The following is a 14,751-nucleotide window of genomic DNA, read 5'->3' as shown; positions in this document are numbered from 1 at the left end:
AAACATCACAGTTTACAAACACAAACACAAGCGCTGTGGCGCTGGAGGGTTCTTCGATGAAATACAAGCAACTCGGACATACCGGTCTTTACGTCTCGGAGCTGACGCTGGGCACCATGACCTTCGACGACGAAGGCGGCAGCTATGCCGGCCTCATGGGGGCCACGGGTCAGGACCTAGCCACCCGCATGGTGGATCTGTCGATCGAGGCGGGGATCAACATCTTCGACACCGCCAATGTCTACAGCTCCGGCGTCTCCGAAGAGATGCTGGGCCGTGCACTGGGGGGCCGGCGCAAGGACATGCTGATCGCCACCAAGCTCGCCAGCACCCTGACCACCGGGCCGAACGACTTCGGCACCAGCCGGCTCGCCGTCATGCGCGAGGTGGAGGGGAGCCTGTCGCGGCTCGGCACCGACTACATCGACCTCTATCAGGTCCACAGCTTCGACTACACCACCCCGCTCGAAGAGACGCTGCGCGCGCTCGACGATCTCGTGCGGCAGGGCAAGGTGCGCTATATCGGCCTGTCGAACTTTGCCGGTTGGCAGATCGCCAAGGCCGACGGGCTGGCGCGGCAGCTGGGCACCGAACGCTTCGCCTCGGCGCAGTCCTACTATAGCCTCGCGGGCCGCGAGCTGGAGCGCGATGTGATCCCGGCAGTGCGCGATCTCGGCCTCGGCACCTTCATCTGGAGCCCGCTCGCGAGTGGCTTCCTGAGCGGCAAATACACCCGTAACGGCGAAGCGGCGGGCCGTCGCGCGAAGTTCGAGTTCCCCCCAGTCGACAAGGATCAGGGCTTCGACATCATCGACGTGCTGGCGCAAATCGCCGAGGCGAAGACCGCCTCGGTCGCGCAGGTCGCCTTGGCCTGGCTGCTGCACAAGCCGGGCGTCACCAGCGTGATCGTCGGCGCGCGCAAGGAAGAGCAGCTGATCGACAATCTCGGCGCTTCCGACATCGCACTCGGGGATGATGAGATGGCGCGGCTCGACGAGGTCAGCGCGCTCAAGCCCGAATATCCCGGCTACTTGCCGCAGATGCGGCGCGGCGACAGCCTGTTCGCCCGGCGCAACGGCTGAGCCTTCCCAACCTTCGGGGGCCCCGGCCTTGCCGGGTGCCCCTCCGATTCAGAGGACGAGACATGAAACAGACCCAATTCGGACCCAAGGGCTGGACGCCCGAGCGTCTCGGCAACCTTGCCGGCAAGACCTATGTCATCACCGGCGCCAATGCAGGGGCGGGCTTTCAGGCCGCGCGTATTCTTCTTTCCAAGGGTGCCAAGGTCGTGATGCTGAACCGCAGCGCCGAGAAATCGACGGCGGCTGTCAACAAACTGAAGCAGGAATTCGGCGCGAAAGCTGATGTCAGCTTCGTGCGCATGGACCTGTCCGAGCTGGCCTCGGTGCGCGCCGCTGCCGAAGAGGTGCTGAAGACCGTGCCGCGCATCGACGCGCTGATCTGCAACGCCGCGATCGCGCAGGTGCCGACGCAAAAGCTGACCGTAGACGGCTTCGAGAGCCAGCTGGGCACCAACCATTACGGCCACTTCGCCTTGTGCGGCATGCTCTTCGACCGGATTGAGGAGTCGCGTGGCCGGATCGTCGTCATGGCCAGCCTCGGCTACAACATGGGGATCAAGACGATCCAGTTCGACGACATGAACTGGGACAGGAACTACAGCCCCAACCCCGTTTATAGCCAGAGCAAGCTGGCGCAGATGATGTTCGCCTACGAGCTTCAGGACCGGGTCAAGGCGGCGGGCAGGAACGTCGAGGTCTATGTCTGCCACCCCGGTGCCTCCGCGACCTCGCTGATCAGCACCAGCGGCGGGCGTTTCACGCGCTTTACCTGGTGGCTGATGACCAAGACCCCCTTCGTGCAATCCGCCGAAAGAGGCGCCTATCCCGAGGTCATGTGCGCGACTGAGGACGGGCTGGAACAGCGCGCCCTGCACGGTCCCACGGGCCGGATGCAGACCAGCGGTCCGGTTGGCCAAGGCAAGCTGGAGCCGCACGCCCATGACAAAGCAGTCATGGTCAAGTTGTGGGATAGGTCGGAGAAGGACACCGGGTTCAACTGGAGCCTCGACTGAAAACGGCTTCCCCCAGGAAGGGTGCGTTTCGAGCATGCCAATCCGGAAACCCCGGTCATGCCAGCGGGCGAAGCGCAGGTCGCGCCTCGCTCGCCATGGCGGCTACCGGAGCAGAGGACCGGGCGGCGAGGGCAGTCCTTTACGAGGCATGGGTGCTGTAACCGTTCAGGGACGGATTGGACATCTCATGGCGCGTTCGCGCTTTCGTCACATGCTTGCAGGGCCTTCGCCAACCTGCACGCTGCCTCGTGCTGGCTGAGGAACACTTCGCCGGTCAGTTCGTCGAGGAAGTGGCTGCGCTTGAGGCGGTCCATCACCGGGCCCTTCACCTCGCTCAGGTGCAGGCGCACGCCCGCATCGTGCAGCCGGGTGTTGATCGCCTCGAGCGATTCCAGCGCCGAGAGGTCGATCTCGTTCACTGCCGGGAACATCAGCACCACGTCGGTCAGCTCGGGCTTGTCGGCGGCGTAGTTCGACAGCTGGTCCTCGAGGTAGCGGGCGTCGGGAAGTAGAGGCTCTCATCCATGCGCAGCGTCAGCACATGCGGCTGGGTCTCGACTTCGTGGCGCAGCACGTTGCGGAAGTGCTCGGTGCCGGGCACCCGACCGACCACCGCCATATGCGGCCGCGAGGTCTTGTAGAGATGCACGAGGATCGAGGTGACGACCCCCGCCGTGACGCCCACCTCGACGCCGAAGACCAGCGTCAGCAGGATCGTCGTCGAAACGGCGGCGAAATCGGCGCGACTGAAGTGCCAGGCGCGCTTGAGGATCGAAAAGTTGACGAGGCTCAGGACGGCGACGATGATCGTCGCCGCCAGCGTCGCTTTCGGTAGGTAATGAAGCAATGGTGTCAGGAACAGCGCGGCCAGCGCGAGGCCTGCGGCGGTAAAGGCCCCGGCGGCGGGCGTCTCGGCGCCCGCGTCGTAGTTCACCACCGAGCGCGAGAAGCCGCCCGTGACCGGAAAACCCCCGGTGAAGGCCGCGCCGAGATTGGCGGTGCCGAGGCCGATCAATTCCTGGTCGGGGTCGATGCGCTGGCGCTTCTTGGCAGCCAGTGTCTGCGTCACCGAGATGCTCTCGACGAAGCCGATGATCGAGATCAGCAGGGCGGGCACGAAGAGCTGCGACAGCAGCTCGGGCGAGAAGGAGGGCAGAGTGAGCGGCGGCAGGCTTTGTGGCACTTCGCCGACGATGGCGACGCCGCGTGCGCCCAGATCGAAGATCCAGACCGCGAGGGTGGTGACGACGATGGCCAACACGGGGCCGGTCTTGGCGCCGATATCGGACATGCGCGGCCCGAGGCCGATACGGCGCAACAGCGGCTTCAGCCCCTTGCGCACCCAGAACAGGAAGGCGGTGGCCGAGACGCCCAGACCCACGGTGATGAGGTTGATCTCGCCCAGATGCGCGAGAAGGCTGCCCACGATCTCGAGCAGCGTGTGGCCTTCGCCTTGGATGCCGAGGATGTGGCGCAGCTGGCTCGCCGCAATCAGGATGCCGGATGCGGTGATGAAGCCCGCGATCACCGGGTGCGACAGGAAGTTCGCCAAAAACCCGAGCCGGAACAGCCCCAGCGCCAACAGCATCGCGCCCGATAGGAACGCGAGTGTCAGGGCGGCCGCGACGTAGCCTGCCGTGCCGCTTTCGGCGATGTTGCCCACCGCCGCCGCCGTCATCAGCGACACCACTGCGACCGGGCCGACGGCCAGCGCGCGCGAGGTGCCGAAGATTGCATAGAGCAGGATCGGCGCGATCGAAGCGTAGATCCCGGCCTCTGGCGGCATGCCCGCGAGCAGCGCGTAGGCCAGCGATTGCGGGATCAGCATGATCGTCACGATGACGGCGGCGACCATGTCGCCGGTAAAGGTCGCGCGGTCGTAGCGTCGCCCCCAGTCGAGGATCGGCAGGTAGCGCGACAGCGGGGGCAGGGTCATCCGAGTCCGTCCGGTCTGAGGGGGGGAACGAAAACGGGCGGCCCGCAGGCCGCCCGGGATCGTCTTAGTCGAAGCGGTTCACCGGCAGCTTCAGGTAGTGGTTGCCGTCACCTTCGGCTGCGGGCAGCCGACCGCCGCGCAGGTTGACCTGAAGCGCGGCGAGGATGCGGTTGGGCAGCGCCAGCGTCTTGTCGCGCGTCTGGCGGCGCTCGATGAAGGCCTCGCGCTCGGTGCCATCCTTGACGTGGATGTTGTGCGCGCGGTGCTCGTCGACCGTGGCCTCCCACATCGGCTCCTTGCGCTCCTTGGTGCCGTAGTCGTGGCCGACGTTGAGGCGGGTGTGGCCCGGTAGCGCGAGAATGTCCTGGATCGAGTCCCACAGCTCGGTGGTCTTGCCACCCGGGAAGTCCGAGCGCGAGGTGCCGGCATCGGGGTGCATCAGCGTGTCATGCACAAAGGCCGCGTCGCCGCAGACATAGGTGATCGAACCCAACGTATGGCCGGGGGAGAGCATGACCTTCGCCTCCAGTTCACCGATCTTGAACGTCTCACCCTCCTCGAACAGGTGATCGAAATCGCGGTTCGCGTCGAAGGCCTCGGGCAGGTTGTAGATGTCGGCCCAGATCTTGGCGATCTCGGGCACCAGCGCGCCGATCGCGTTGGGCGCGCCGGTGCGCGCCTTGAGGTGCGCCGAGGCCATGACGTGATCGGCGTGCGGATGGGTGTCGAGCACCCATTGCACCTTCAGGTCGTTCTCGCGCACGAGGTCGAGCACCTGATCCATGCTCTCCGTGGAGAAGCGGTAGTTCTTGGGATCGAAGTTCCACACCACGTCGATCAGCGCCGCCTGGCGCGTCTTGGGATCGGCGCAGATGTACTGGATCGACCCGGTGTCGGGCTCGTAGATGCCCCAGACGTCGGGGCTGCCCGCGCCGGTCGAGGGCGAATGGCGCACGACGCGGCTCTTGAGGGGGTCGGTCATTGGGTGGCTCCTTTGCTGAGGGGCAGGGAGAGGTCGGGGGTGTGCCGGGCGAGCCACATGCCCGCCAGCATGAAGGGCACGAAGATCAGAGTCCCAGACGCCATGATCGGCAGTGCGGTCAGCGCCGGGCCGGGGCAGAAGCCGCCAAGCCCCCAGCCGGTGCCGAACAGCACCGCGCCGGTCAGGAGCTTGGGGTCGAGATCGGTCCGGCTCGGGATGCGGAATTCGGTGTCGAAGAAGGGGCGCGCGCGGCTGCGGGTCAGAAGCGCGAAGCCCGGTGCCGTCACCGCGATGGCGCCGCCCATGACGAAGGCGAGGCTCGGGTCCCAGGTGCCGAACACGTCGAGGAAGTTCAGCACCTTGGCCGGGTCGGACATGCCCGAGACGATCAGGCCGAAGCCGAAGATCAGGCCTGACAGAAGTGCGAAGATCTGTTTCATCTCAGCCTCCGATCAGGTGGCGGGTAATGAAGACGGTCACGAAGGCCGCCGCCATGAAGGTCGCCGTTGCCACGATCGAGCGCATCGAGCCGCGCGAGATACCGCAGACGCCGTGGCCCGAGGTGCACCCATTGCCATAGGTGGCGCCGAAGCCCACCAGCAGGCCCGCGACCGCCATCAGCGCCGGGCTCGACGGCACCCATTGCTGCGGCCATTCGCCCGAGACCAGCAGCCAGATCGGCGCGGCCAGCAGCAGGCCCACCACGAACAGCGCCGAAACGCCGCGCGCCTCGCCGTCGGTGGAACGCGCGAAGATCCGCGAGGTCAGACCGCTGATCCCGGCGATGCGACCATTGGTGGCCATCAGCAGCACTGCCGATGCCCCGATCATCATGCCGCCTGCCAGCGACAGCCATGGGGTGAATGAGGTTTCCATCTCTCGCCTCCGTGATACATCGCCCAACGCCAGCGGGCTTGTCTTGTTTCAGGACATCAATATATTTGCCTTATTGAATATTCAATGGGCCGAATATGAAAATCACCGACGACTTCCTCGAAGGCGACATCGCGGGCGCTGCGACCTTGATGGGCATGCTGGCCTCGGAAGCGCGGCTGCAGATCCTGTGCCGCCTGCTCGATGGCGAGCGGTCGGTGGGCGATCTGGCACAGGCCTGCGACATGTCGCAGCCAACCATGTCGCAGCAGCTCAAGCGGCTGAAGGAGGCCGGCCTCGTCGAGGGCCGGCGCGACGGGCAGACGATCTATTACCGCGTGAAGGGCCGGGAGGTCGCCGCCGTGCTGGAGACGCTTCATGCTCTGTATTGTGCGCAGGGCAAACCGAACGGCGAAGCAGACCTCGACCCCGCCTGAAAGCCATGCCGGAACGGCCATCGACGACACCTGATCGGCCTCGTGATCTCAAGGAGACCGGATGGTGCGAGGCCTTTTTCAACCCGTCGCAATCAGGCCCTGACGGAGCATCCGGCGGGATGGTCCCATGATGCCAGATCGGTCCGGCTCCATCACCCGGACCGCTTGCTCGTGCCGCCCCGGCGTCACTCGGCCGCGACGTTTTCCTTGCCCAGGAAGACCTCGCGCGCGGCCGTCTGCGCATCGGCGAGCAGGCGGCTTGCCTTTTCGCCATTGACGGGCCTGCCCAAGTGGAAGCCCTGCGCCACGTCGCAACCGAGCTGCATCAACCGCGTGATCTGCTCGGAGGTCTCCACCCCTTCGCCCACCGCGCCGACCGACAATTCGCGGGCCATGTTCGTCACCGCCTGCGCCACCGCCCAAGCCTTATGGTCGGTCTGCGACACGTTGATGAAGCTGCGATCGATCTTGATCTGGTCGAGTTCGAAATCGCGCAGATGTGTGAAGGAGGAGTAGCCGGTCCCGAAATCATCCATCGCGATCTTCACGCCCATGCCGCGCAGCGCGATCAGGTTGCGCGCCAGATGCGCGCCGTCACGCACCAGCGCAGTCTCGGTCAACTCGAGCGTCAGGCGCGTGGCCGCCAGCCCATGCCGCTCCAGTGCCTTGCGCACCACTTCGACGATCGAGGGAAGGCGCATCTGCAGCGGCGAGACATTGATCGCGATATGGATGTCCGTGGACCATTCCGAAAGCTGGCGACAGGCCTCGTTGATCACCCATTCACCGATCTGAATGATCATGCCGTTTTCTTCGCTCAGCGGGATGAAATCTGCCGGAGAGATGAGCCCGCGCACCGGGTGGTGCCAGCGGATCAGCGCCTCGAAGCCGAGGATCGAGCGGTCGGACAGGCGGAAGATCGGCTGGTAGTCGAGTTCGAACTCCTCGCATTTCAGCGCCTGCGCGAGATCGCTCTCCATCTGGCGACGCTCAAGGGCCTGCTCCATCATGCCGTCTTCGTAGAACTGGATGCGATTCCGGCCGAGGTTCTTGGCCCGGTAGAGGCCAAGATCGGCGCGCTGCAGCGCTTCGGAGGCGCCGATGCCGTCGCCGGTCAGGCTCGCGCCGATGCTGCAGCCGATGGTGATGGTGTGGCCATCCACGTCGTAGGGCGCGCCGATGCTTTCAATGATGTTCCGTCCGGTTTCCAACGCCTCGACCTCGCCCGCGCCATTGAGGACGGCCACGAGTTCGTCGCCGCCCAGCCGGAACACCGTGGCAGAGGAGCCGGCGGCGTCGAGCAGGCGGCGCGCGACCTGTACCAGAAGACCGTCCCCCACAGGATGGCCCAGCGTGTCGTTGACCACCTTGAAGTGATCGAGGTCGATCATCAGCAGGGCGCGCTGGTGCCGCGCCGGGTTGAGCGTGGCCATGTGGTCGCGAAAGCTGCGGCGGTTTGGCAGACCGGTGAGCGCGTCGTGAAAGGCCATATGCGCGATCTTGGCCTGCGCGGCGCGGTGCTCGGTGAAGTCGTCGAAGGTGATCACGACCTCGCCTCCGGGCACCTTGCGGCTAGAGATGCACAGAACCTTACCGTTGGCGAACTCTTCCTCGTCGCGCAGCATGGCGTTCTTGCTCAGGCGCTTGAGATGGGTCTCGATCGTCGAGGCGAGGCGTTCGCTCTCCCAGTTGCGCTGGCGTCCGATGGCATCGAGCAGATGGTCGAGCGTGTCGCCCGCCCCGACATCGGATTCCTCAATGGCGAAAAGCTCGTAGCTGCGCTGGTTAATCGCGGTGATCACCCGGTCGGCGTCGATCATGATCAGCGCGTTGGACATGTTCTGCAGCGCCGCGAGAAAGGAGGCGTCCTTGCGTTCGATCGCCTTTTGCGCAGTCATGAGGCGATGGCGGTTCGCCATCGCGGTCATCGCCGCATAGCACAGCCCCAAGGCGGCAAGGCCGGTGAAAATCGACAGGATTCGACGGTCGATACCAAAGACGCCCTGGCCGATGACCATCACCGAAAGCCCGGACATGGCGGTGAAGTGCAAAGAGCAGACACCGGCCACGAAGGCCGTGCCGCGCAGCCATCTCGCGCGCCGGCTCACCCCCCTGACGGCCATGGCGGGTGCAAAGAACACCATTCCCAGAAGGATCGCCACGAGCGAGGTGTCCGACTGGTGATGCATCGGGCTTTGCATCGCCATCATGCCGGTGAAATGCATCGCCCCGACGCCGGCCCCGGCCACGGCGCCCAACACCGCCCGCGACCAACGCCGCCGCAGAAGGCAGGCCGCCGCCAGCGGCAGGCCGACGAACAAGATACCGACCAACGCCGAAATCGCCGTGGTGCCGGGCGCATAGCTTACCGAGGCTGCGGGGCGATATCCGACCATGACGATGAAATGCGTGGTCCAGACGCCAAGACCCGCCACGACGGTGATCCATGCGAGGGGGGCGAGCCGCGCCTGCCCTTCGGTGACGGCGACGTTGCGCATCAGGATCACCAGCGTCACGGCCATGGCCGCGCAGACGAAGGCTGCCATCACCAAGAACTCGGTCTGAGTGTGCAGCAGCCCCTGCACGAGCGACATGAACATGATCTTAATCCCCGATTACCTCGTTTCGGATTGACCGGGGAGTTCGACGGAATAATGGCGCAAATGGTGCTTTTGTCGCAATCCGGGTGCAATCGCCATGCGCAAAATCGCCGTTTCAGCCCGAGGGCTGAACGGCGATGTCTGATCGTGCAAAGTCGAGGAAACCGGCTTGGCCGCCAGTGGTCAGGTCATCTCACGGAAGCCATGGTTCCCTTGGGAGCCAAAGCCCCCAGAGGCCACGACGCCCCTGATATCGTTGACCTCCTGCGTGCCGAGCGGCATCGAGAAGCGCACGCCGGTATAGCGATCATTCGACCAGATGACCTGCGCGGCGATACGCCGGTAAGTGTGACAAATGATGATCCGGCTGTTGCTTTGAAGCGCCGGCAGGCCCTTGAGGCGGGCGCCCGAAGGCTGATGTCCACGAGGCGGGCGCGGTTGACCGACCCGTTCAATTCGACGCGGCATTCGCTGTCCGCAGGGTAGCGCATGTTGCGGTAACGCATGACGGGATCCTCGCTGTGATTCCAAGGCGGCGGTGTCCCGCACCGACGCATACTCCGGTGATATCGTATCGGGGGCCACCGGCGCTCGAGAAAAACCCTGAACTGTTGCATGGAATCGCAAGATTTTCGCTGAAAAACATGGCTATGAGGTTAATGACCGGGCAGTCGTTCTTCCTCCGTCAGGTTCTGGGACCTCGCCATTCCTCTTCTTGTTTGGCCAAACGTAATGGCAGCCCGGGGATACATCACGGGCAGAAGCGCCTTGGGGGCAATCCACCCCGGAATGTCCTTGGGTTTCCTCGTCCTATCCGGCTGTTCAGAGCTCAGTGCCGCCCGGAAATTCCCCTTCCAAGCTTGCACCTTTCTCGGGCTGACGTCGAGTAAGTGCCAAGCGAGTTTTCTTGCCGCACCGGATTCCCGCCCCTTTACTCGCCCCTATCGAGGGACCGCGCGGGGTCCGAGATGTTCACGGAGAACCGAGACATGAGCGAACAGACCCTTCTGGCCTGGTGGAGCTTCAACAACAGCGACGATGACGGCGACCTGCTGAACGCGACCTTGGACGATGCCGACGCGCGGTCGCGATACGGCCACATGCTGGACAACAACGGTTTCGACGACGGGTTTCTTGATCCCGCCGAGCCGATGTCGGGCATCGTGCCACAGCTTTTGGGCATCAATGCGCTGTTTCCGGTGGCAAGCGCGGGCGGAGGCGTGCTGATCGGTTCGCCCGATCCCGACACCGGCGATCTGCCCGAGGTGGCCGGCTACGGGGCCTATCTCGATGTGACGGCCCTTGAGGGCGACAACTTCGCGACCTCCTCCTCGAACAACTGGGGCTCGTTCGGCGGCACCGGACTGAACCGGCCCGATGGCGCGTTTCCCGGTGGATCGCTGACCGTCACGGGCGAAGCCAACAACGAGGCGTATTTCGATATCCGTGCCGATCTCGGCGACTGGAGCAATGTCGACATCACTTGGGCCAACCGGGGCAGCTCCTCGGGCTTCGACAGCCGCATCGTCTCGGTCTCGACCGATGGCGGCGTGACCTTTACTGAGATATTCGCCGACAGCGGCACCCTGACCAGCAGTTGGGCGATCGAAACGGCGGACGCGAGCACCCTGCTCGACGGAGCCTCGGACGCAATCATTCGCTTCACCCTCGATGGGGCGACCTCGTCCTTGGGCAACAACCGCTTCGACAACATCCAACTGACCGGAACCACGCTCGGCACGCCACCGCCGCCCGAGCCCGAAAAGGCCGAGCTGGTGTTCATCTCGACCATTCAGGGCACCCCGGATACCCAGATCATGAACCGGTTCGGGGATGAAGGCTCCTCGCCGCTCGATGGCGAGGAGGTGCGGATCGAGGGCATCGTCACCGCGACCTTCCCTGATCTGCGCGGCTTCTTCGTGCAGGAAGAGGCCGCCGACAGCGACGGCGACCTGCGTTCCTCCGAAGGCATCTTCGTCTATGCGCCCGGCGGGTTCACCGTCGCCGAAGGCTACAGCGTGTCGGTCACCGGCACGGTGAGCGAGAACTTCGGCATGACCCAGATCCGGGCCGAGGATGGCGGAGCAACCATCGAAACGCTCGACGACGGCAACAACCTCGATCTCATCGAGGTGCCGCTCATCGAGCGCGCGCAGTTTGGCGGGAACGAGGAACTGACCGCGCTGGAGCAGTTCGAGGGCATGAAGATCGGCTTCGCTCAGGAGATGGTCGTCTCGGAGTATTTCGAGCTGGCGCGATACGGGCAGGTCACCCTCTACGAAGGCGCGCGCCCGTACCAATATACCCAACTCACGCCCCGGACGAGGCAGGCTATCAAGCCTATCTCGACGAGCTCGCCACCCGGCGTATCATCCTCGACGACGGCAACAACACCCAGAACGCGGCGACGCCGGATGGCGAGATCTTCCATCCGCAACCGGGCGGCTTCTCGACCGGCACCCAAGGCGAAGACTTCTTCCGCGGCGGCGACGTGGTCACCGACCTCACCGGCGTGCTGCACTGGTCCTATGCAGGCCAGTTCGGCACCGATGCGTGGCGCCTGCGCCCGACCGAGGCCGACCCGGTGATCTTCACCCCCGTCAACGAACGCAGCGAGACGCCCGAGGATGTCGGCGGCTCTCTCAAGGCCGCGTCGTTCAACGTACTGAACTACTTCACCACGCTCGACGACGGATCGAACACCACCGCCACCGGCCTCGACCCGCGCGGCGCCGACAGTGCCGCAGAGCTGGAACGGCAGACCGACAAGATCGTCGACGCGCTGGTCAAGCTCGACGCGCAGGTCGTGGGCCTGATCGAGATCGAGAACGACGACGGGGCGGCCACCGCCGCGCTGGTCGAGGCGGTCAACGCCCGTCTGGGTGCCGAGACCTATGCCTATGTCGATACCGGGCTGATCGGCACCGACGCGATCAAGGTGGCGCTGATCTACGACCAGACCAAGGTGCGGCCCGTCGGCGATTATGCGATCCTCGACGAATCCGTCGACGCGCGGTTCCGCGACGGGGCGAACCGGCCCGCTCTGGCGCAGACCTTCGAGGAAATCGAAACCACCGGCATTTTCACCGCCACCGTCAATCACCTGAAATCCAAGGGGTCGATCTTCGAGGGCGACGCCGCCTCGGGGGATGGCGCGGGCAACAACGACCAGATCCGCACCGATGCCGCCGCCGCCCTCGTCGACTGGCTCGCCACCGATCCGACCGGCTCGGGCGACGCCGATCAGCTGATCCTGGGCGATCTGAACTCCTATGCGATGGAGGACCCGATCGAGACGATCCGTCAGGGGGCCGACGGCATGGCCGGCACCTCCGACGATTTCGTCGACCTGCTTGCGGCCCACGCGGGCGATGCCGCCTACAGCTATCTCTTCGACGGGCAGCTCGGCACGCTTGATTACGCGATGGCCAACACCGGCCTCGCCACGCAGGTCACGGGCGCGACAGCTTGGCACATCAACGCCGACGAGGTGCCGCTGTTCGACTACAATGACGATATCCGCGACCCCAGCGAGCGCAGCTTCGAAGAGGAGCCCTCCGGCAACGACCTCTACGAGGCCAACGCCTTCCGCGCCTCGGATCACGATCCGATCCTGGTCGGGCTCGATCTCGCGCCGACTTTCAACATCGTGGCGGGCGGCAGCGACAGGAACGACAAGCTGTCGGGCACCGACGGGCGTGACCTGATCGCCAGCGGAGCGGGGCGGCTCGACAAGGTGACGGGCGGTGCCGGCGCGGATCGCTTCGTTTTCGGGACCGAAACCTCGAACGGCATGCGCGAGCGGGAGATGATCATCGACTACGAGGTCGGCCTCGACGTGATCGACCTTGGCGGCGCCCGGATCGCCGGGGCGCGCACGACCGGCAATCATCTCAGGATCGAGCTGGCGGGCGACAGGGACGAGATCTTCGTGAAGTTCGTGGACGACCTCGCCGACATCACCTTCATGAATGAAGGCACCATGGCCTTCGTCTGACGGGCTGTCTTGCGGGGCGGTGCCGAACGGGTGCGGCCCGGCCATCCCGTGATGGCCTCGGGCGGCACCCGATTTGCAAGCGGGCTGGGCTCCGGCTCAGCCTTCGCGCGCCAGCCGCTCGGCGGTCCGGTCGAGGATACGGCCCATCCGCGCGACGATCTCGTCGACGTCGGTCTCGGTCACGATCATCGGCGGGCAAAGCGCCAGTGTGTCGCCCACGTTGCGGCAGATCAGACCCTCTTCATGGCCGGTCTCGAAGGCCATGAGACCGACCCGGCCCACCGGGTCGAAGGGCCGCTTCGTCGCCTTGTCCGCCACCAGCTCCAACCCCGCGATCAGCCCTGCGCCACGCACCTCGCCCACCAGCGGGTGATCGGCATAGGCCCTGAGCCCGTCCTGCATCCGCGCGCCCATGCGGGCCGCGTTGCCGATCAGGTCGCGTTCCTCGATGATGTGCAGGTTCTCAAGCCCCACGGCCGTCGCCACCGGATGTCCCGAGGCGGTGAAGCCATGACCGAAGGTGCCGATCCGCGCGGTGTTGTCGGCGATGGCGTCGTAGACCTTCTTCGAGAACACGATCGCGGCCAGCGGCATGTAGGAGGAGGTGAGCTGCTTGGAGGTCACCATGATGTCGGGTGTGAAGCCATAATGGACGCAGCCGAAGGACGACCCCAACCGTCCGAAGCCGCAGATCACCTCGTCGGAGACCAGCAGGATGTCGTGCTTGCGGCACAGTGCCTCGATGCCGGGCCAGTAGCCTTCGGGGGGTGGCATGACGCCGCCTGCGGCCATCAGCGGCTCACCGATGAAGGCGGCGATGGTCTCGGGCCCCTCGCGCTCGATGACCTCCTCGGCTTCCTTGAGGAGCCGCGCGGTGAAGTCGGCTTCGCTCTCGTCCTCCTGACCAAAGCGGTAGTGATGCGGGCAGGTCAGATGCATGACCGGGATCGCCGGAAGGTCGAAGTGCATGTGGTTGTAGGGCAGCCCGGTGAGCGAACCCGAAGCCACGGTGATGCCGTGATAGCCCTTGGTCCGGGCGAGGAACTTCTTCTTCTCGGGCCGCCCCAGCGCATTGTTCATGAACCAGACCATCTTCACGACGGTGTCGTTGGCCTCCGAACCGGACGAGGTAAAGAATACCCGGTCGAGTCCCTCGGGCGTCATCTCGACGAGCTTCTCGGCCAGCCGGATCGACGGCTCATGGGCTTTGTGCGCAAAGCTGTGGTAATAGGGCAGGGCCTGCATCTGTTTATGCGCCGCCTCGACGAGCCGCGGCTCGGAGAAGCCGACGCCCACGGACCACAGCCCTGACAACCCCTCGATGTACTGCTTGCCCGCTTCGTCATAGACATGGATCCCCTCGCCGCGTGAGATCACCAGCGGGCCGCGCTCCTCGTGGCGGCGGGCGTGGTGTAGGGATGTAGAGCGGTGGCGATGTCCGCCTGCGCGAGAGAGTTCGAAAGCTTGGTCATCGGCGGGCTCCAACGGCTAAGGTGGGCACGCATCAGGCATGCCGCGCTCCGGGTCGGGGCATGATGCCGAGGCGGAGGTCAGGTCGAGATAACCATCCCGTCAGGGCGGAACGCAAGACAGCGCGACCCGATGCGGCAAGGAACGCCGGACTTCGCAGCATGGCAACTTTGCGGCCCAGAATGTCGTTTGAAGGGGGGCTTGGTAGCGGAGGAGGGACTTGAACCCCCGACACGCGGATTATGATTCCGCTGCTCTAACCAACTGAGCTACTCCGCCTGAAGCGAGGCCGGAAGTATGACAGCATGGCGGGGGCGTCAAGTCGAAAACCGCAGAAAATATCCAGGTCGCGAACCGGGCG

General features: G+C 65.0%; 9 protein-coding genes, 1 tRNA gene and 2 pseudogenes. 4 read left to right on the top strand and 8 right to left on the bottom strand.

Annotation, left to right across the window (positions count from 1 at the left end; all coding sequences use genetic code 11):
• The first annotated feature begins 56 nt into the window (after positions 1–56).
• Both MBELCI_RS03035 and MBELCI_RS03030 read left to right on the top strand, forming a co-directional pair.
• A complete protein-coding gene (locus MBELCI_RS03035) occupies positions 57–1,082 on the top strand; it encodes an aldo/keto reductase (protein WP_021692678.1) in 1,026 nt (341 codons plus the stop codon).
• Positions 1,083–1,144: 62 nt separating this feature from the next.
• A complete protein-coding gene (locus MBELCI_RS03030; RefSeq protein ID WP_021692677.1) occupies positions 1,145–2,095 on the top strand; it encodes an SDR family oxidoreductase in 951 nt (316 codons plus the stop codon).
• 185 nt (positions 2,096–2,280) lie between these two features.
• On the opposite strand, the pseudogene MBELCI_RS03025 reads toward MBELCI_RS03030, so the two are convergent.
• The 4 genes and pseudogenes from MBELCI_RS03025 to MBELCI_RS03010 form a co-directional block, all read right to left on the bottom strand.
• Positions 2,281–4,031: pseudogene (locus MBELCI_RS03025) on the bottom strand (SulP family inorganic anion transporter).
• Between the two features lie 64 nt (positions 4,032–4,095).
• Positions 4,096–5,013 carry an MBL fold metallo-hydrolase gene (locus MBELCI_RS03020; protein ID WP_021692675.1) on the bottom strand — a complete coding sequence of 306 codons (918 nt, stop codon included), beginning with the start codon at positions 5,011–5,013 and terminating at the stop codon, positions 4,096–4,098.
• On the bottom strand, positions 5,010–5,453 hold the full coding sequence (locus MBELCI_RS03015; RefSeq protein ID WP_021692674.1) for a YeeE/YedE family protein: 444 nt from the start codon (positions 5,451–5,453) through the stop codon (positions 5,010–5,012). Before MBELCI_RS03015 ends, MBELCI_RS03020 begins: the two co-directional genes overlap by 4 nt.
• Position 5,454: 1 nt before the next feature.
• Positions 5,455–5,889, bottom strand: a complete 435-nt coding sequence (locus MBELCI_RS03010) for a YeeE/YedE family protein (protein ID WP_021692673.1) — start codon at positions 5,887–5,889, stop codon at positions 5,455–5,457.
• A gap of 95 nt (positions 5,890–5,984) precedes the next feature.
• Between MBELCI_RS03010 and MBELCI_RS03005 the strand changes: the two genes are divergently transcribed.
• Complete coding sequence (locus tag MBELCI_RS03005) at positions 5,985–6,323, top strand: ArsR/SmtB family transcription factor (protein ID WP_021692672.1); 339 nt, start codon at positions 5,985–5,987, stop codon at positions 6,321–6,323.
• A 185-nt stretch (positions 6,324–6,508) separates the two neighbouring features.
• Here the strand turns inward: MBELCI_RS03005 and MBELCI_RS03000 are convergent, their stop codons facing one another.
• Both MBELCI_RS03000 and MBELCI_RS02995 read right to left on the bottom strand, forming a co-directional pair.
• Entirely contained in the window at positions 6,509–8,923 is a 2,415-nt protein-coding gene (locus tag MBELCI_RS03000; protein WP_021692671.1) for a bifunctional diguanylate cyclase/phosphodiesterase, read from the bottom strand.
• A 183-nt stretch (positions 8,924–9,106) separates the two neighbouring features.
• Positions 9,107–9,391, bottom strand: a complete 285-nt coding sequence (locus tag MBELCI_RS02995) for a hypothetical protein (protein WP_045319620.1) — start codon at positions 9,389–9,391, stop codon at positions 9,107–9,109.
• Between the two features lie 1,789 nt (positions 9,392–11,180).
• On the opposite strand from MBELCI_RS02995, the gene MBELCI_RS02990 reads away from it, so the two are divergent.
• Positions 11,181–12,920, top strand: coding sequence for an ExeM/NucH family extracellular endonuclease (locus MBELCI_RS02990; RefSeq protein ID WP_131505500.1), 1,740 nt, complete (start codon positions 11,181–11,183; stop codon positions 12,918–12,920).
• A gap of 96 nt (positions 12,921–13,016) precedes the next feature.
• Here the strand turns inward: MBELCI_RS02990 and MBELCI_RS02985 are convergent.
• Together MBELCI_RS02985 and MBELCI_RS02980 are read right to left on the bottom strand one after the other, a co-directional pair.
• A pseudogene (locus MBELCI_RS02985) lies at positions 13,017–14,392 on the bottom strand (aspartate aminotransferase family protein).
• 200 nt (positions 14,393–14,592) lie between these two features.
• A tRNA-Met gene (locus tag MBELCI_RS02980) sits at positions 14,593–14,669 on the bottom strand.
• Positions 14,670–14,751 lie beyond the last annotated feature (82 nt).

This window comes from Limimaricola cinnabarinus LL-001 (genome assembly GCF_000466965.1).
GTDB classification, from domain to species: domain Bacteria; phylum Pseudomonadota; class Alphaproteobacteria; order Rhodobacterales; family Rhodobacteraceae; genus Limimaricola; species Limimaricola cinnabarinus.
This window is presented reverse-complemented; position numbering and strand designations above follow the sequence as displayed.